General features: G+C 61.2%; 19 protein-coding genes and 2 pseudogenes. 12 read left to right on the forward strand and 9 right to left on the reverse strand.

The annotated features are described in order from the left end of the window. Positions 1 to 26: 26 nt before the first annotated feature. The 7 genes and pseudogenes from ychF (at position 27) to BSP239C_RS01495 (ending at position 6,216) form a co-directional block, all read left to right on the forward strand. The gene (gene ychF / locus BSP239C_RS01460; protein WP_101569829.1) at positions 27 to 1,112 is read left to right on the forward strand and encodes a redox-regulated ATPase YchF; all 1,086 of its coding nucleotides are present in this window, start codon (positions 27 to 29) and stop codon (positions 1,110 to 1,112) included. Positions 1,113 to 1,348: 236 nt separating this feature from the next. Further along, positions 1,349 to 1,531: pseudogene (locus BSP239C_RS01465) on the forward strand (HigA family addiction module antitoxin); the annotation flags it as partial. A gap of 740 nt (positions 1,532 to 2,271) precedes the next feature. Then, entirely contained in the window at positions 2,272 to 3,501 is a 1,230-nt protein-coding gene (locus tag BSP239C_RS01475; protein WP_101569830.1) for an alpha/beta hydrolase, read from the forward strand. Between the two features lie 265 nt (positions 3,502 to 3,766). Next, positions 3,767 to 3,838, forward strand: a complete 72-nt coding sequence (locus tag BSP239C_RS21310) for a hypothetical protein (protein ID WP_374701007.1) — start codon at positions 3,767 to 3,769, stop codon at positions 3,836 to 3,838. A 25-nt stretch (positions 3,839 to 3,863) separates the two neighbouring features. After that, a pseudogene (locus BSP239C_RS21020) lies at positions 3,864 to 4,424 on the forward strand (WYL domain-containing protein). A gap of 21 nt (positions 4,425 to 4,445) precedes the next feature. After that, positions 4,446 to 5,285, forward strand: a complete 840-nt coding sequence (locus BSP239C_RS01490; protein ID WP_101569831.1) for an alpha/beta fold hydrolase — start codon at positions 4,446 to 4,448, stop codon at positions 5,283 to 5,285. 175 nt (positions 5,286 to 5,460) lie between these two features. After that, a complete protein-coding gene (locus BSP239C_RS01495) occupies positions 5,461 to 6,216 on the forward strand; it encodes an alpha/beta hydrolase (RefSeq protein ID WP_257930002.1) in 756 nt (251 codons plus the stop codon). Positions 6,217 to 6,231: 15 nt separating this feature from the next. Here BSP239C_RS01495 and BSP239C_RS01500 read toward each other — a convergent pair whose 3' ends face one another. From BSP239C_RS01500 to BSP239C_RS01525, 6 genes are all read right to left on the reverse strand, one after another. Further along, complete coding sequence (locus BSP239C_RS01500) at positions 6,232 to 7,452, reverse strand: N(5)-(carboxyethyl)ornithine synthase (RefSeq protein WP_101569833.1); 1,221 nt, start codon at positions 7,450 to 7,452, stop codon at positions 6,232 to 6,234. A 57-nt stretch (positions 7,453 to 7,509) separates the two neighbouring features. Continuing rightward, the gene (locus BSP239C_RS01505; protein ID WP_101569912.1) at positions 7,510 to 8,031 is read right to left on the reverse strand and encodes a mycothiol transferase; all 522 of its coding nucleotides are present in this window, start codon (positions 8,029 to 8,031) and stop codon (positions 7,510 to 7,512) included. 48 nt (positions 8,032 to 8,079) lie between these two features. After that, complete coding sequence (gene arfB / locus BSP239C_RS01510) at positions 8,080 to 8,520, reverse strand: alternative ribosome rescue aminoacyl-tRNA hydrolase ArfB (RefSeq protein WP_101569834.1); 441 nt, start codon at positions 8,518 to 8,520, stop codon at positions 8,080 to 8,082. 4 nt (positions 8,521 to 8,524) lie between these two features. Next, positions 8,525 to 9,100 carry a 1-acyl-sn-glycerol-3-phosphate acyltransferase gene (locus tag BSP239C_RS01515; RefSeq protein ID WP_101569835.1) on the reverse strand — a complete coding sequence of 192 codons (576 nt, stop codon included), beginning with the start codon at positions 9,098 to 9,100 and terminating at the stop codon, positions 8,525 to 8,527. 99 nt (positions 9,101 to 9,199) lie between these two features. Then, complete coding sequence (locus BSP239C_RS01520; RefSeq protein WP_308298049.1) at positions 9,200 to 9,820, reverse strand: M23 family metallopeptidase; 621 nt, start codon at positions 9,818 to 9,820, stop codon at positions 9,200 to 9,202. A gap of 2 nt (positions 9,821 to 9,822) precedes the next feature. Then, entirely contained in the window at positions 9,823 to 10,455 is a 633-nt protein-coding gene (locus BSP239C_RS01525; protein WP_101569837.1) for a GNAT family N-acetyltransferase, read from the reverse strand. Between the two features lie 113 nt (positions 10,456 to 10,568). Between BSP239C_RS01525 and BSP239C_RS01530 the strand changes: the two genes are divergently transcribed. Next, positions 10,569 to 11,255: an SDR family oxidoreductase gene (locus BSP239C_RS01530; RefSeq protein WP_101569913.1), complete on the forward strand. Its 687-nt coding sequence runs from the start codon at positions 10,569 to 10,571 to the stop codon at positions 11,253 to 11,255. A 33-nt stretch (positions 11,256 to 11,288) separates the two neighbouring features. On the opposite strand, the gene BSP239C_RS01535 is transcribed toward BSP239C_RS01530, so the two are convergent. Continuing rightward, positions 11,289 to 11,942 (reverse strand): dihydrofolate reductase family protein, encoded by a 654-nt coding sequence (locus BSP239C_RS01535; protein ID WP_101569838.1) that lies wholly within the window; start codon positions 11,940 to 11,942, stop codon positions 11,289 to 11,291. 84 nt (positions 11,943 to 12,026) lie between these two features. Between BSP239C_RS01535 and BSP239C_RS01540 the strand changes: the two genes are divergently transcribed. After that, positions 12,027 to 12,530, forward strand: coding sequence for a helix-turn-helix domain-containing protein (locus BSP239C_RS01540; protein WP_101569839.1), 504 nt, complete (start codon positions 12,027 to 12,029; stop codon positions 12,528 to 12,530). 21 nt (positions 12,531 to 12,551) lie between these two features. On the opposite strand, the gene BSP239C_RS01545 is transcribed toward BSP239C_RS01540, so the two are convergent. After that, positions 12,552 to 13,430: a sigma-70 family RNA polymerase sigma factor gene (locus tag BSP239C_RS01545; protein ID WP_257930008.1), complete on the reverse strand. Its 879-nt coding sequence runs from the start codon at positions 13,428 to 13,430 to the stop codon at positions 12,552 to 12,554. A gap of 82 nt (positions 13,431 to 13,512) precedes the next feature. Here BSP239C_RS01545 and BSP239C_RS01550 point away from each other — a divergent pair, with 82 nt between their 5' ends. The 3 genes from BSP239C_RS01550 to BSP239C_RS01560 all read left to right on the forward strand — a co-directional run bounded on the left by BSP239C_RS01550 (position 13,513) and on the right by BSP239C_RS01560 (position 14,834). After that, complete coding sequence (locus BSP239C_RS01550) at positions 13,513 to 13,896, forward strand: DoxX family protein (RefSeq protein WP_101569841.1); 384 nt, start codon at positions 13,513 to 13,515, stop codon at positions 13,894 to 13,896. Between the two features lie 100 nt (positions 13,897 to 13,996). Next, entirely contained in the window at positions 13,997 to 14,329 is a 333-nt protein-coding gene (locus tag BSP239C_RS01555) for a VOC family protein (protein ID WP_101569842.1), read from the forward strand. A gap of 19 nt (positions 14,330 to 14,348) precedes the next feature. Then, complete coding sequence (locus BSP239C_RS01560; RefSeq protein ID WP_180958877.1) at positions 14,349 to 14,834, forward strand: SRPBCC domain-containing protein; 486 nt, start codon at positions 14,349 to 14,351, stop codon at positions 14,832 to 14,834. Here the strand turns inward: BSP239C_RS01560 and BSP239C_RS01565 are convergent. Next, positions 14,763 to 15,650: a carbohydrate kinase gene (locus BSP239C_RS01565; protein WP_101569844.1), complete on the reverse strand. Its 888-nt coding sequence runs from the start codon at positions 15,648 to 15,650 to the stop codon at positions 14,763 to 14,765. The genes BSP239C_RS01560 and BSP239C_RS01565 overlap by 72 nt on opposite strands. Positions 15,651 to 15,682: the final 32 nt, after the last annotated feature.

A 15,682-nucleotide genomic window follows, 5' to 3' on the forward strand; every position in this document is an offset into this window, starting at 1 on the left:
TCGGCGGCGGGATAGACTTAGCTACCGTGGCTCTAACTATCGGAATCGTGGGACTGCCCAATGTCGGCAAGTCGACCATGTTTAATGCATTGACCAAGAACCAAGTTCTCGCGGCGAACTACCCGTTCGCGACGATCGAACCGAACGTCGGCGTGGTGCCGTTGCCTGACGCGCGGCTGACCCGGTTGGCAGAGATCTTCAGTTCAGAACGAATTCTCAACGCAACGGTCGACTTCGTCGATATTGCCGGAATCGTCCGTGGTGCCTCCGAAGGTGAAGGGCTGGGCAACCAGTTCCTGGCTAACATTCGCGAAGCGGAAGCGATCTGCCAGGTCATCCGCGGGTTCGTCGATGACGACGTCATCCACGTCGAGGGCAAGATCAGTCCCGCAGATGACATCGACACCATCAACACTGAACTCATCCTGGCCGACCTGCAGACCTTGGAGAAGGCGCGACCTCGAATCGAGAAAGAGGTGAAGGGCAAGCGGGCGCCGGCACAGCAGCTGACCGTGATCGACTCCGCCGTCGAGATCCTCGAGAGCGGAAAGACCCTGTACCAGGCCATGCAGGCCGACAACTTCGACGTCACAGAGCTGCGTGAACTTCAGCTGATGACCGTTAAGCCGTTCCTCTATGTCTTCAACGTCGACGACGATGTGTTGGCCGACGAAGAGAAGAAGGCCGAGATGCGTGCGCTGGTGGCGCCCGTCGAAGCGATCTTCCTCGATGCCAAGTTCGAATCTGAGCTCGCTGAGCTCGACGAGGCGGAAGCCCTCGAGATGTTGGAATCCACAGGCCAGGAAGAGGCCGGACTCGACAAGCTGGCGCGCGTCGGTTTCGACACACTGGGTCTGCAGACCTACCTGACTGCCGGCCCCAAAGAATCCCGTGCCTGGACGATTCCGAAGGGCGCGACAGCGCCTGAAGCAGCTGGTGTCATTCACACCGACTTCCAGAAGGGCTTCATCAAGGCCGAAGTCGTTTCCTTCGACGACCTCGACTCCAACGGCTCCATGGCCGCTGCCAAATCCGCCGGCAAGGTCCGGATGGAAGGTAAGGAGTATGTGATGGTCGATGGGGACGTGGTGGAGTTCCGGTTCAATGTCTGAAGATAGTTCCGCTGTATTGACCCGTTAGGTTGGTGACGTGGCTGGCGGGTGGGAGGCCTTTCCTACCCCGAGCGAACGCGAAGACTGACTGCGCAGTCTCGTGCTGGAACAACGAGCCTATGGAGTCCGGCTCCACGTGAAAGTCACTAGCCAATGGTCTGTATACCGGCGGCTCGGGCACAGCCCGGCCGGAGTAGCGTGTTGATAGGTTATTCGGTTACGTAACTCGAGGAAGCCGCATCAATGAGATCGTTCACGGCAAGCGTGCGATAACGGCTGGCACTGCGCTTCGCCTGGGAGGCTATTTCGGTATTGATCCGCAGTTCTGGCTGAACCAGCAGACGCACTACGAGCTGGAGCTCACCGAAGATCGTGTGGCAGAGCAGCTCGCCCAGATCACACCGCTGGAAGTCGCGTGAGCCCCGTAGGAGTCGATGGGCTTCTCCTCTGTGCAGACAGCGATGAGGTTGCTGTTGTCCTCCATCACTTTCCTCGACATATCGAAGTCATAAACGCTGAAGCGGGGTGTCTTCGGTTCAACGTCGAGCCGACGAACGATCCGCTCGTGTGGGGCATCTCGGAGAGATTCGTGGATCCAGAAAGCGTTCGATGCGCGACAAGCGCGCGTTCGAGCCGGAGAGTGGGGCCAATCAACGTCTCCCATCGCGCGGAACTGCGACATTGGGGCCGTGACGGACGACTCGTGATGTTGGTTCGTGCAGCCGATGGTCGCACGTGTTGAAACGTGGGGAGTTTTCGTTTCAACACGAAGTCGAATTCCGATTCAACCGTCTAAGACGGATCGAGCTCACTTCTTACCAGTGGACGCCGGCGACGCACCAACAGGTGCGAGAACGGCCGGATGGCCCGTACTCGGGCGACGTCCGATGTATGTGTCAGCGAGTCTGAATCTGTCGGTCCCGAGCGTCAGGATGAGCGTTTTCGAACTCGAAAATGGATTCTGGCGTCGTCGATCACTTTTTTGATCAATTCCTAGTCTGACGATGCTGTGAAGATTCTCATGCGCAAGGGTGCCCGCCCACGTATGTGGTCTAGTCCCATGCGCTATAGTGACCGCTGGCGTCAGCATATGATCGCAACGATGAGATCTCATGTAGGTGGAGTGTCAACCTGGAAGATCGAAAGTTGAGGACTGAAGATGACCGAGAGCACGAACTCGTTGCCGCACTCGGAACGAGGGGGCTTCGCGAAGCTTTTCAGGGCAGTGGTGATCGCCATCGCGCTCTTGCTGGGCATGATTGTTGCAATCTTCGGACTCGCATCACTCATTCCCGGGATTGGGCCACTAAGTTCGTTTGCGGCTCGGTGGGCGCCGACCGTGGCACCGATAGTGGCTCTTGCCGGACTGATCGTGCTCCTCGTCGGAATCGTTGCTGTGCGCAGGGGGCGTCGGCGCTCAGGTGTAGTCGTGACAGTGCTCGGCGGGGTCGGCGCGGTCACGAATATCGCGGTGGTCATCGTTCTCGTCGGCGCCATCACGTCAGCCGGAGGCTCGGTCAACCTATTTACCGCCGCGTTCGGGTTGTCCGCAATGGACGCAGCATCGCCAGACCGACACGAGGTGTACGACAAGTCCAGCTCGGGGGACGACCTCTCCTTATCGATCTACGAGCCGGAGGGTGCGAAAGGCCCGGCGCCGACGATCATGGTAGTCCATGGTGGCGGCTGGATCGCGGGAGAGCCTGACGCAGTGAGTTCAGAGCTGCGCACCCTTGCTGACCACGGCTACTTGGTTGTGTCGGTCGAGTACGAACTTGCGAACAAGAACAATCCGACCTGGCAGAGTGCGCCCTCGCAGGTTGCGTGTGCTGCGTCCTGGATTCAGACCCACGCCGACACGCTTAGTGCAGATATGGATCGTCTCGCGTTCTGGGGTGAGAGCTCCGGCGGCAACTTGGTCGCCAACACCGCCGGCGCCGCGGCTCAAGGCAACGCTGAATCCACGTGCGGTGGGGAGGTTCCCGTTCCGGCAGCAGTCGTCGCCGACTACCCTGCGTTCGACGTGACCGGCCTTTACGCAAACGCCCCTGCGGGCCCAGGTGCGGGCACGGGCTCGCGCATTTTCGCGTCCAGTTACACCGGCGGTACGCCCGAGAAATTCCCGAAACGTTACGCCACGGTGAATTCCGCCGCGCACATCACTGAGACCACCCCGCAGACGCTCGTGATGACCGCGATGCGTGATGATGTCATCGCACCCGCTGACCAGCTCGCATGGGTCGACACAGCTCGAGACCGTGGAGTCGACGTCCAGGCGGTGCAGGTTCCACTCGCGAATCACGCCTACACGCAGAAAGCGAAGAACTCCCTCGGCAGCCAGGGACATATCAGCATCGCAGAAAACTACCTATCCGAACGACTTCAATAGCCACGAGGTGGAGGTTCTGCAGGCAACAGATCATCAGCTCGATCCGCGAATCAGTCGTGAGTCGCCTCCTCGATGAGCGGGGTGAAGAAGTTGATCAGATTACCGTCCAGGTCTCTGACCAGCAGTGATCAGTTACCCCATGGCGTGTCGGTGGGTTCATTGACGAAGGCCTCGACGAATTCCCGGAGGCCAGAACAGACAGCATCGACGAACTTTGCAGATTCTCGAACTGCTCCTGTCCGCTCAACTGCGAACCGTCTCCGAATTGACTGACCGCCTCGGCGTCGATGATCGTACGATTCGCAGAGACGTGGCGCGACTCAACGATCTGGGCTAGGGGAGACGCTCCTGATCCTGCCGTCATGCTGACGCTGGCTGAGGCCGTCAATCGCCATCAGGCTCTTGAACTGCGATATCTGAACAGCGCTGCAATCGCATCACGACGTCTGATCCACCCATATGGCTTGGTCGCACATTCGGATCAGTGGTATTTGCTCGCATTTGATACGGAAAAGAATGAGGAACGCACGTTCCGAGTCGACTGCATCCGCACGGTGTGAACGACATCGGCAACATTCACAGCCGCAGAGCGTCTTGACGTGAAGTCCCGACTCCTCGAACGATTCGCCGAGGCACACTATCGGTGGCATGTCATCCTGCACATCTTTGCAACCGAGGAGCATATCCGAGCACGATTGGCGGCCAGTGTTGCCCGACTGGAGCGAATGATTCCAAGAGGGGAGCTGAACTCCGTAGATGAGTCGCCGATGTATCGGGCGGAGCTCCATGTTGAAAACCTTGATTGGCTCCTGCCGGCCATTGCGACGCTGAGGTGCAAGGTGGAGATCGAACATCCTGAGGAGCTCCGCCTTCTTGTGCAGGAGGTGGCGCAGAAGATGCTTCATGCGGCCGGGCTGGACTGACTGCAGTGCTACCGTGCACATATGGCCACCATAAGAGTGAACGGCGTCGATCTCGGTGTTGAGAGTTTCGGCCGCGATGACGATCCCCTCGTGCTGCTCGTCGGTGGAACTACGATGTTGTCGTGGCCCGATTCTCTGTGCCAACGTCTGGCCGAAGCCGGGCGCAGAGTCGTTCGCTACGACCTCCGAGACTCGGGTGCTTCATCCACGTTGGACCCGGAAAACCCGACGTACGACCTGCGTGATCTTGCCGATGATGCCGCGGACCTCGTCACAGCCCTCGGTGCGAAGTCCGCCCACCTAGCTGGCATCGGTGTCGGAGGCATGGTCGCCCAGGTTGCGGCACTTGATCACCCGGAGAATATTTCGGCACTGACACTGGTGAGCACTCGCCCGGTTGCTCCGGGCCCTGTCGATGACGACCTGCCCGATCATGATCAGACCGTGATGTCGGCGGTGTTCTCTCGTCCTCAACCCGATTGGACCGACCGTCGAGCCGTGGCCGAATTCGCAGCCGAAGGCGCCGCACTGTTGGGTAATGACGCGGAGCAGGCCCGAGCAGCTGCCGCTCGAATCTGGGACCGAACCCCGACATCGGATACGTCAGTCCACCAGGCGAATCAGCTGGGCATGGTCTTCTCCAGACTTGACTGCTCACCACGCTGGCGAGAACGCCTTCGCAACCTGCGAATACCGAGCCTGATCGTCCACGGTCGAGCCGACCCCTTCTTTCCCGTCGGCAATGCTGAAGTACTTGCCGCAGAGATCACTGAAGCACAGCCGCTGATCTTCGAGGATATGGGAACACAGATACCTGAGTGGGCGACCGAAGACATCGCGACTGCCATGCTTCGTCTCTGAGCGCGAAAGGAATCCGTTGCGCCTCCTGCTTCCCGAATCGATCGTCCCTATCTATCTCAAAGCGACACGGGCAAATCGGCCGTTCGTAACCGAGGAAGGAGCGCACCGACGCATCGATGAGCGTTTTGTCCGACCCGCCTCCTACGCTCCGCCCTCACGATTAGAAGGCGTGAGTGTGAACCGCCGACTGTCGGGTCCGAGCGCATGGCCGGTCTATGACGTTGAACCATCGACACCTATTTCCAGCTGGACTCGGCCTAAGGCTGTCGTGGTCTACGTCCACGGTGGCGGCTGGGTCAACGAAATCGTTCCTCAGCATTGGAAGCTCATTGCCCGCATCGCTCGAAAGACGAACCAGCGCGTCATCGTGCCGATCTATCCGTTGCTGCCCTTCGGCACGGCACGTGAAGCCCGCGATGGCGTCGTCGACCTGATTCGCGCCGAGCTCGACTCCGATCATCAGGTACGTCTTGCCGGGGATTCCGCCGGCGGTCAGATCGCTCTGTCTGCAGCACTGCACCTGCGCGACCAAGGTACACAGCTGCCGGGCACAACTCTGCTGTCGCCGGCGCTGGATCTGACGTGGAAGAACCCGCAGATCGACGCGGTACAGCCCTTCGACCCGTGGCTGGGCCGTTCCGGAGGTCGCCTCCTGGCCCAGAGATGGCGCGGTGACGATGAAATTGAGGATCCGATAGTCAGCCCCCTATTCGGTGACATGAGCGGGCTTGGACCGCTGACCATCCTCACCGGGACTCGGGACGTGCTCAACCCGGACGCCAATCTGTTCGGCACTAAGGCACGAGGAGCAGGAGTCTCAGTGACGTGGCACGAAGGCGAAGGCCAACTGCACGTCTATGCCCTCCTGCCGACGAAGGCAGGGGAACAGGGGGCGAGCATCCTCGTGGAGAGCCTGCGACCGACCATGTGACGTCCTGCTGCGAACTCAGCTCATATCGACGGTCCTGGGGTACGGGTACTCAGGTCCTCGCTCCTGAAAGCTCAAGATACTCGGGTTCTTGATCTCTCCATTGTCGATTTCGATCGCTCGGGAGATCGTGGGAACCTGTGACCACGCATCTGGTCCTTCCATGACTGTGCGGAGATAGGGCATGATCGCTTCGCTGATCTCCCACGTCGCGGAGTTCCACAGGTACGACGGAGTGTGGTCGACGGCGTAGTAGTTGACTCCTTGCCCGACGGTGAACATCGGATTGTCGAAGCCGGTGGGCTTCGCCCACTCGAAGCCCATTCCCTCATCGCAGGAAACGTCGATGATCAGACTGCCCGGGGCGAACTCCTTCAGATCTTCCGTGCGCAGATAGGTAATCGGCGAGGAGACATCCTGGAGCGTGCAGTTGAGCACGATGTTGTGCGATGCGAGGAATGTCGGGAGCAGGACATCGCCAGCGTCGGTGACCACCGTGCTGAGGTGGACAGGTCCATCGCCGGTGTTGAGTTGGGTGATGTGTGCGCTGTGGATCGGCGACCCGACGGCTGCGACCCCTCGCTGCGTGAGTACCTGGATGTCGTGGATCCCCTGGGCCTTCAGCGCGGTCACAGCACCTCGCGCTGTTGCTCCGAACCCGATGACGACGGCACTGAGTCGCGGACCATAGTCACCGGTGGAGCCGGTCAGGCTCAACGCGTGCTGGACAGAGCAGTAGCCGGCCAGTTCGTTGTTCTGGTGGAACACGTGCAGGCTGAAATCTCCCTTCGGGGTCCAATGGTTCATCGCTTCGAAGGCGATGAGAGTCAGCCGACGATCTATCGCAGTCTGCGCCATCGCCACATCCTGCACGCAGTGCGGCCAGCCCCACAGCACGCGGTTTTCGGGAATCGCCTCCACGTCTGCGGCCTGGGGCTTCGGCAGAAGCAGCACATCGGCTGATTCGATCACTTCGGAGCGTTCGGCCACGCGTCCGACACGAGACTCGATGTAGCCAGGCGAGAGCTGGAAGTCTTCGGCATAGCCTCGTTCGACGATCATCCGTGCCCGGATATCGGGGTCGATGCGGTCGAGGTGGTGAGGGTGGAGCGGGAGGCGCCGTTCGTTCTCCATCGAGGAGCCAGCGAGCAGGCCAAGGGTGAGTAGGCCGGTACCAGGTGTCCCATCGGACGCCGAGGCGGTGGTGGCGGCAGTGGTCGGTTGTGCGGTGCCGGTCATCCGGCCTCCCATCGTCGGGGAACCAGAGTCAGCTCCACCTTCGACTATACGCTGAGCTCACCTACCTCCAGCATCGTGCTGCTTTGCGGTCAGGGAACCTGCGGCGTAGGCGGCTTGGCCGACATGCACGGCGGCGTCATCGATGATCGAAGCTAGGCGCACTCCGCGTGTGACCGGGGGAGTCCAGCTCTCGTCAATGACGTCGTCCAGGTCTGCTTCGGACAGTTCGCTGATGTAGCGGCCCAGCGCTGTCAGCGTGGCCCCCAGATGGTCGACAAGCAGCTGCTGGTCCTCGACCCGAATCGCCGCGGCCTGCTCAGCGGTGTGTCCGAGGCCGACGGAGTCACCGAGTTCTCCCAGTGCGAAACGATCCCGGAACTTCTCCCACACCTGCTCGTCACCGGTCAGGTCGGAGAGTTGGACATCAACTTCGCGCCCGGTGTGCCACAGCAGCCAGGCAATCGAATTGGGATGCTCGCCGGGGTGGGCGTTGAGCTGCTCGGCGGTGAGCGTCGGCAGACGCTTGGCTGCATCGACAGGTCGTTGGGCCAAGTCGGTGAGAATCTCGATGCTGTTCATATGGTCCATTGTGCTCTTCGTCGCCACTCATGTCATTCGGTGGGAAGGTCAGTCGAGCCTGGGCCGTCTGCGATTGCGTTTGATCTCCGAGCGTCGACCCTCTGCTCGCGCCCGCCGTCGGCGCGAGTTCCGCGACGGTTTCGTGGCCCGACGTTCAACGGGTGGAGCGAGCGCTTCTCTCAAGAGCTCGGTCAGTCGATCCCGTGCTGCAGTGCGATTGCGCAGCTGCGAGCGCTGGTGTTCGGAATTGACGGTGAGGACTGTTCCGGAGAGCTTGGGCGAGAGAATATGCAGGACACGCTCGCGTTGCTCGTCCGTCAGCACCGTGGTCGATCCGAGGTCGAGGCTCAGTTGCACGCGTGTGTCTGAAGTGTTCACGTGTTGTCCGCCAGGACCGGACGACCGCGAAAACTGTTCGCTCAGCTCGGATCCGGGCACCATGAGGCCGTGAGGTATCCCGGGTCCGGCGGGCACGCGCAGATCATCCATGTGCTCAGTCTGTTTCGAATTCCTCGCGCAGTCGTGGTTCGACGCGATGTTTGGGACGAATGCCTGCCTTGTCGGCGTAGAACTCACGGATCCGGTCCATGTCTGCAGCCACGTCCCCGGTCAGTTCGATCGTCGGCCCCAGCCCGGTGGTCATCGTTGTCCGGTCGACGAAGCCGAGCGTCACAGGCATCCCGGTCTTCATGGCTATCCGATAGAAGCCTGATTTCCAGTGGGTGTGCCCTTTGCGGGTGCCGTCGGGGGTGACGACCAGCCCGAAGACCTCTCCGGAACGGACACGGTCGATCACCTCGGCGACGACGCGTTTGGGATCGGATCGATCGACAGGAATGCCGCCGAGTCCGCGCATGATCGGTCCACGCCAGCTTGTGAACAGGCTCGTTTTGCCCATCCAGTGCACATCGATGCCCAGGCGCCAGGCGATGGCGAGCATGACGGGGAAGTCCCAGTTGGAGGTGTGAGGGGCGCCGATGAGGACGGTGGGTTGGTTCGGGGCGGGCTCGGTGACCAGTTTCCAAGGGCCTAGGAACCAGAACGCGCGGGCGGCAAGGCGTCGAAGCATGGTCACCAGGTTAGAGCACCTGCTCCTTCTCGACTCTCAGGACTCGCTTTGCCGTAGCCATCAGGGCAACTGAGCACCGTGCGTGGCAGTGCTCGTCATTCACATCTTCAGGACTGTGCCGTTACGCGGCAGGACTCCGTCGAAGGCTATCGGGACGGGGTGAGCTCGCTGCGGGTCCCTGCCGTCCATGGCTTGCAGATGAACATGGGGTTCGGTGCTGTTGCCTGAATTCCCGCACCGACCCAGCACCTCCCCTGCTCCGACTCGTTGCCCTGCCCGGACGCTGATGCTGCCCTGTTGCAGGTGACACACCGCCACGACGATCCCGCCGGACTCGAGCAGCACATGATTTCCCGCGGCTGACATCCATCCGCCGGCGACGCGTCCACGCTGACTCGCCGCGTACCCGATGGACGGCAGGCCCCGGTGTGCCAGATGATCGATTTCGGAGTGAACAGTGGACACGACCGTTCCGTCGAGCGGTGCCAGAACAGGTCTTCCGAATCCGGGGAAAGTCTCAGGAGCTTCCGAACGGAAGAATGACGCCACAGTGTAGGGTGCAGACTTTCCGGTCTCGTCGACGGGAACGAAGTCAATGGCGAATGCAGAGGCGAACATCGTCGTCCCGTGGCTGGGCACCCGATCAGCGGGACTGTTCTGTACCAGCCAACGGCCCGTGAACGGATAACTGAGATCGATCGAAGGTGCCTTCGGGTCCATGATCATCCACACCTGCGCCGCGTCGTCCACGACCGCGTCGCGTCGTCAGATCGGAGTAGCCGCATGACGGGACGGCTGCGATAGGTCCGACCGACCTCGGCGAATCCCGCCGCCTGGAACATCGACACCGTTCCGGTGAATACAGCTGAGGGTGCGGGGGCGCCGCTGAGGGCTGAGATATCAACCGGATGACCGTCGACACACGTTGCACCGTGGTCAAAGGCCCAGTCAGCAGCTCGGCGCAGAAGAGCCGTGCCGATTCCTTTGCCCCGATGTTCACGTCTGATGACGAAACACGAGACCCACCAGGCATCAGCTGAATCGTCCAACAGCCGCGCAAGTGCCCGATTCTCCATAATTCCGGGAAGAGATGAGCGGGGGACGATCCGCGTCCATCCCACGGCCTCGTCATCGATGAAGGCCAGCAGGCCGATCGGCAGAGTCGAATCTTCGATCTCACGCCGCAGTGCAGTCCGGTTGTCTACAGCGGCGTGCCGCTGGAACCGTTGGCACCAGCACGAGTCGGGATTCTTTTCGCGAGGACCGTAGACACGGCCCACCCGGGGCCAGAGATCGGGCGTTGCCGGCACAACCTCAACCTCGCCATTGATGAGTCGATTCGCCACCGAATTCATATCCCAACGGTACAGGGATGTCGCTGATCGGTGACGTCTGTGGGAATAATCTGCTGGCATTTGTGGCTGTCCTGAGAGCAGGAACCACCAGCACACCGACGAAGGAGAGATACATGTCTGATGCAGACCGCGTAGTGATTCTCGGAGGACACGGCAAGATCGCCCTCATGGCCGCACCGAAGCTCAAAGAAGCCGGATACTCGGTGGATTCCGTCATCCGCAACCCGGATCAGACCGCCGATGTGGAGGCCGCGGGCGCGAATGCCGTCGTCCTCGACATCGAGTCGGCAGATACGGACAAACTCGCCGAACTCTTCACCGGGGCAAAGGCGGTTGTGTTCTCCGCCGGTGCCGGTGGTGGTAACCCCGAGCGGACCCGAGCGGTCGACTTCGAAGCAGCCAAGAGATCGATTGACGCAAGCGCGAAGGCTGGAGTCGACCGCTACGTCATCGTGTCCTATGCGACCGCCGGAATCGACCTCGACCGCGTTGACCCGGACAACTCGTTCTACCCCTACGTGGAGGCGAAGCACGGAGCGGACGAACACCTGCGGGCAAGTTCGCTTGACTACACCGTGCTCGGCCCCGGCGGACTCACCCTGGAACCGTCCAAGGGCGCCCTGACGTTGGCCGACGCGTCCGGAGACGTCGAGGGGCAGACGCCCAGCGATGACACGCGGGTCACCTCACGCGAGCTCGTCGCCGACGTCATCACGCACGTCATCTCCCAGAAAGCAGCGGTCCGTGAGACCGTGAACTTCTATGACGGTGACACTCCGATCGCCGAGGCTGTGAAGTAGCAGCGGGCTTCATCGAGCAGAGACCGGGCGGGTTCAGGACGAACCGGCCCGGTCTTTTCTGTTCCACAACTGATGAGTCAGGCCGCTTAAGGAACCGATCGTTTCGATGGTGAAACGGTCTTCGACTCCGCCCAGCCCTTCCCACAGCGAGGTTCCGTGGCCCAGTGTGATCGGAACGATTGCCACACTCATGAAGTCCACGAGGTCTGCGGCGAGGAACTGGCGGATGGTCGAGGGCCCACCGCCGATGCGCACGTCGAGACCATTGGCTGCTTCCTTTGCCTGTTTCAGAGCCTGTTCCGCGGTGGCATCGATGAAGTGAAAGCTTGTTCCATTGGGAAAGTGCATTGCCTCATGGGGATGGTGAGTGAGCACGAAGCACGGAGTCTTGAACGGCGGTTCCTCGCCCCACCAGCCGCGCCATCCATCGTAGGGCCACGGCCCTTCCTGGGGCCCGAACTTCTGGCGTCCCATGATCTCGGCGCCGATGCCCTGCCCCCACATCGCGAAGAGCGCGCGGTCCAAGGTCACAGGTGCATCGATGTCGCCGATGCCCTCGATTCCTTGACCGTCGAACCAGCCGAAGAGCCTTTGCGCATCTCCGATGGGTTTGTCGAACGTAACGTAGTCACCGGCGGAATAGCCGTCGAGTGAAACGAATTGGCTGTGTACTCGAGCACGAAACATGATCACTCCGGTGTGATTGTCAGCGAGAATTGCTCCCAGCGTAGAATGCTGTGATTGTAGAACGCAACCAGTTGGGAGAATGAATTGCGAAGCGAACCGCGATCTGGCTGTGCGATCAATGCTGCGGTCGAGGTCCTGGGTGATTCGTGGAGTCTGATCGTGCTCCGGGACATCGTCTTCGGCGGTCGACGGTATTTCCGTGAACTGCTGACTCTCAACGATGAAGGCATCGCCTCGAACATGTTGGCCGACCGTCTGCGCAAGCTCGTCGATGAAGGCCTGCTCACCCGTGCCGATGCCGCCAGGGGGCAGCGGGTGGCCTATTCCCTCACCGAGGCCGGCATCCAGGTTGTGCCAGTGATGGTCGCCCTCGGGAGCTGGGGAATGAATCATCGCGCCACAACACCGGAATTGACGGTACGGGCTCGCATTCTCGCGGACTCACCCGAGCTGGTCGACGACCTCATGGGAGAACTGAGGGAAATCCACCTCGGAGTGCCGCGAACGAATCCAGACCGACCGAAGGCTTCGGAGCGGCTGCAGGCCGAGTACGACGCGACGCTTGCTAGGACTCATAGCTGTTCATGACATGCCGTGAGCCTCGGATCCTCAGCGGTCCGAAGGGCCGCGCAGAAAGGGTATCTCCATGTGCCCCAGTCGCTTGGGGTCGATGATCGAGACGATATCGACCATTTTGCCCTCGGCAACCGTGCACGACATCAAGCCCAGAGGCTGACCGCCTGTCGTTGAAACGAAGATTCCCGGCTCGCCGTTGACACTGATGCGTCGGGCCTCGATCTTGCCAGGATCGCCGCGCCTGACTGCAGCAAGAACCTCGTTTGCCCCGAGTTCCACGGTGTGTCCGCGCATTGAGCAGCGGTGCCAAGTGACGTTCGGATCGAGCACATGCAACAAGGCATCAAAGTCACCATCCCGCGCGGCACTGAGGAATGCGTCGACGACCTCGCGTCTCTCGGTGAGATCGCCCGTAGGTACCGGGACGTCGCGTACTTTGCGCCGGGCCCGACTGGCAGCCATCTTCGCTGCCTCGCTCGAGCGGCCGATGATCGCGGCGATCTCAGAAAAGGGCACGGCGAAGAGGTCGTGGAGGACGAACGCGAATCGTTCCTCGGGGCGCAGAGAATCGAGCACGATCAGCAGGGCCAGTCCAAGGGAATCCGACTGGGTGGCGGCCTCTTCTGGGCCAGGGTGGTCGTCGGTGAGGACGACATCAGCCTCCCAGATATCAAGCGCCGTCTCTCCGCGTGATGTCCGTCTGCGCAGAACGTCGAGGCAGATGCGCCCGACCACCCGAGTCAGCCAACCGCCGAGGTTTTCGATGTCTTCTGCGCCCCACCTGTCCAGTCGGATCCATGCCTCCTGTACGACATCCTCGGCGTCGGTGCGCGTGCCGAAGATCTGCGTCGCCACTGCGGTGAGGTGGGGTCTCTGCTCTTCGAATTCCGAGCTCGGAAGAAGTTTTCTGATGGCTGTTACCTTTTCGTGCCGCGCTTCGTCATGAAGGTGAAGGCCCGAACGGACCTCCAAACCAGAGAGAGAGAACTTGCTGATGAATATCGTACTGTGGATTCTCACCGGCCTGCTGGCCATCGCCTTCGGGGTCGGTGGGGCCACCCAGCTGATCCTCACCAAGGAGCGCTACCGGTCCCTGGCGAACAGCCAGCACTGGGTCGATGATTTCGGTGCCGCTCACGTCAAAGCCATCGGTACGATCAAGATCATCGGTGTGATCGGTCTGGTGGTTCCACCTCTGATTGGGCTTCTTCCCCTTCTGTCTCCACTTGCTGCCTGCGGTCTCATGTTGGTGATGACGGGAGCGGCAACGACTCGTTTCCGTCGCAGCGAATGGGCGCTGATGGCCGGCGACGTTACGTATCTGCTGGCGTTCGCCTTTCTCGCCTGGGGCCGCTTCTCGTTGGCGCCGTTCGGCTGAATGGCCTCAAATGCTTGTAGAAGCCGGGCATCTGTGTTTGCATGGTAGAAGTGATTGCAAAACGCAATTGCCTGCGTTATGCGATCTCGAAGGAGCGATCATGTTCACCGGAGTCATGGCCAACGCCACCGTGAAGGATCCGAAGCGCGCACAGGATTGGTACACGAAGCTGTTCGCCCGAGAACCCGACGCCGCACCGATGAGTGGGTTGCTCGAATGGCACCTGGCACCCGGAGCCGGCGTCCAGATCAGGGCCGAGCCCGATCGAGCCGGACGCTCGAGCATCGTCATCCAGGAGACCAGCTTCGATGCTCTGGCCGATCGACTCAGCGCAGCCGGCATCGATCACGGTGGCCCGCAGTCAGGCGGAGGTCAGCGGATCCTGCAGGTGGGGGACCCTGGCAGCAATCGCATCGTCCTCTCCGGAGAATGAGGTGCCCACGATGCATCCGATGACCGAGACTCTGTATCTGAGCACTGAGATCGTACGTCCCCGCAGGGACGTCTGGGCGGCCTTCGCCGACACCGAGACACGGCAGCAATGGGGAGTTCCCGCAGGCGATGGTCTCGTTTACGATCACGATGATTTCAGAACGGGTGGAAGTGCGCGCTACAGGTGTGGATCGCCGGAGCGACTGGAGTTCTCCGCCGCGATGTCCTATATCCGTGTTGAGGCGGAATCGTATGTGGTCCACACGGATACCGTGTGGTCCGGTGAAGAGGTTCTCGGCACGGCCATGATCACGTGGACCTTCTCCGACGTACCGGTGGGGACGTGTGTTTCGATCGTCGACCAGGTCGTGTCGTTCGTCGGTCAGGGCATGATCGAGGGCAGCCGAAATGGGCACCGAATCGTGCTCGAGCAGCTAGGTGCCTTCCTCGCTGGCCCAGGGCAGATCGGCTCCGGGCCGAGAGACGGTGACAGCGGCGCGCCGTGAGGCATTCTCACCGAGTTGTCTGAGTTCGCTCTCGCTCATCGCATCAAGCCGTGAACCAGAGTCCTGCAGGTCGTGCACCAGCGAGGACATGAAGCAATCTCCCGCACCTATCGTGTCCGCCACCTTGGCTGTGCGCGCGGGAACGCTCACCCTCGCCGAGGCGGTGGTGATGAAGGATCCCTCCGACCCGCAGGTCAGTGCCACCAGTGAAGCCCCGAGGTGAAGAATCCGCTCAATCTGAGAATCGGGGCTCAGCTCGGGATAGAGCCAATCCGCGTCGACGTCACTGAGCTTGACGACATCCACCCGTGAGGCAATTGACTCGAACCGAGCCAGCGCCTGCTCCTGGTCTCCGATGATGGTGGGTCGGATGTTGGGATCGAAGCACAGGAGCGCCGAGGACTGGCGCCCCCGCTCCAGGAGAGCGTCGACGACCGCGGCACCGGGGGAGAGGAAAGCCGCAATCGAACCGACATGGATCGCCGACCACCTGCCGTCGTCGACCACAGAGGGATCCGGCGCCCAGTGCAGCGCGAAATCATATTCGGCAGAACCATCCGGTGACAGCAGCGCCCTTGCCGTCGAGGTCGAACCGGTAGGGCGCGTGTGCACCTGCACGTTCGACTCCCGCAGATGTGCAAGCAGGAAGCCGCCGTGAAAGTCATCTCCGACATCAGTGAGCAGCTCCACATCGGCACCCAGGCGCCCCAAGCCGAGGGCCACATTCGCCGGCGCTCCGCCGGGGGCATAGCGATCCGGTGCCCCTGCCGAGCTGACGATGTCGATGAGAGCCTCACCGATGACAAGAATGTTCATGGCCTCGATTCTATGCGCACCGCATCGACCAC

Source organism: Brevibacterium sp. 239c (genome assembly GCF_900169365.1).
Classification (GTDB): Bacteria; Actinomycetota; Actinomycetes; order Actinomycetales; family Brevibacteriaceae; genus Brevibacterium.

What these genes read in the sequence shown, in the direction of transcription:
- BSP239C_RS01555 (WP_101569842.1), top strand. Translation starts at nt 13,997, where the DNA reads ATGTTCACCGGAGTCATGGCCAACGCCACCGTGAAGGATCCGAAGCGC.
- BSP239C_RS01500 (WP_101569833.1), bottom strand. Translation starts at nt 7,452, where the DNA reads ATGACCGGCACCGCACAACCGACCACTGCCGCCACCACCGCCTCGGCG.
- BSP239C_RS01530 (WP_101569913.1), top strand. Translation starts at nt 10,569, where the DNA reads ATGTCTGATGCAGACCGCGTAGTGATTCTCGGAGGACACGGCAAGATC.
- arfB (WP_101569834.1), bottom strand. Translation starts at nt 8,520, where the DNA reads ATGGATGATCTGCGCGTGCCCGCCGGACCCGGGATACCTCACGGCCTC.
- BSP239C_RS01535 (WP_101569838.1), bottom strand. Translation starts at nt 11,942, where the DNA reads ATGTTTCGTGCTCGAGTACACAGCCAATTCGTTTCACTCGACGGCTAT.
- BSP239C_RS01505 (WP_101569912.1), bottom strand. Translation starts at nt 8,031, where the DNA reads ATGAACAGCATCGAGATTCTCACCGACTTGGCCCAACGACCTGTCGAT.
- BSP239C_RS01565 (WP_101569844.1), bottom strand. Translation starts at nt 15,650, where the DNA reads ATGAACATTCTTGTCATCGGTGAGGCTCTCATCGACATCGTCAGCTCG.
- BSP239C_RS01475 (WP_101569830.1), top strand. Translation starts at nt 2,272, where the DNA reads ATGACCGAGAGCACGAACTCGTTGCCGCACTCGGAACGAGGGGGCTTC.
- BSP239C_RS01515 (WP_101569835.1), bottom strand. Translation starts at nt 9,100, where the DNA reads ATGCTTCGACGCCTTGCCGCCCGCGCGTTCTGGTTCCTAGGCCCTTGG.
- BSP239C_RS01520 (WP_308298049.1), bottom strand. Translation starts at nt 9,820, where the DNA reads ATGGACCCGAAGGCACCTTCGATCGATCTCAGTTATCCGTTCACGGGC.
- BSP239C_RS01550 (WP_101569841.1), top strand. Translation starts at nt 13,513, where the DNA reads ATGAATATCGTACTGTGGATTCTCACCGGCCTGCTGGCCATCGCCTTC.
- BSP239C_RS01525 (WP_101569837.1), bottom strand. Translation starts at nt 10,455, where the DNA reads ATGAATTCGGTGGCGAATCGACTCATCAATGGCGAGGTTGAGGTTGTG.
- BSP239C_RS01490 (WP_101569831.1), top strand. Translation starts at nt 4,446, where the DNA reads ATGGCCACCATAAGAGTGAACGGCGTCGATCTCGGTGTTGAGAGTTTC.
- BSP239C_RS01560 (WP_180958877.1), top strand. Translation starts at nt 14,349, where the DNA reads ATGACCGAGACTCTGTATCTGAGCACTGAGATCGTACGTCCCCGCAGG.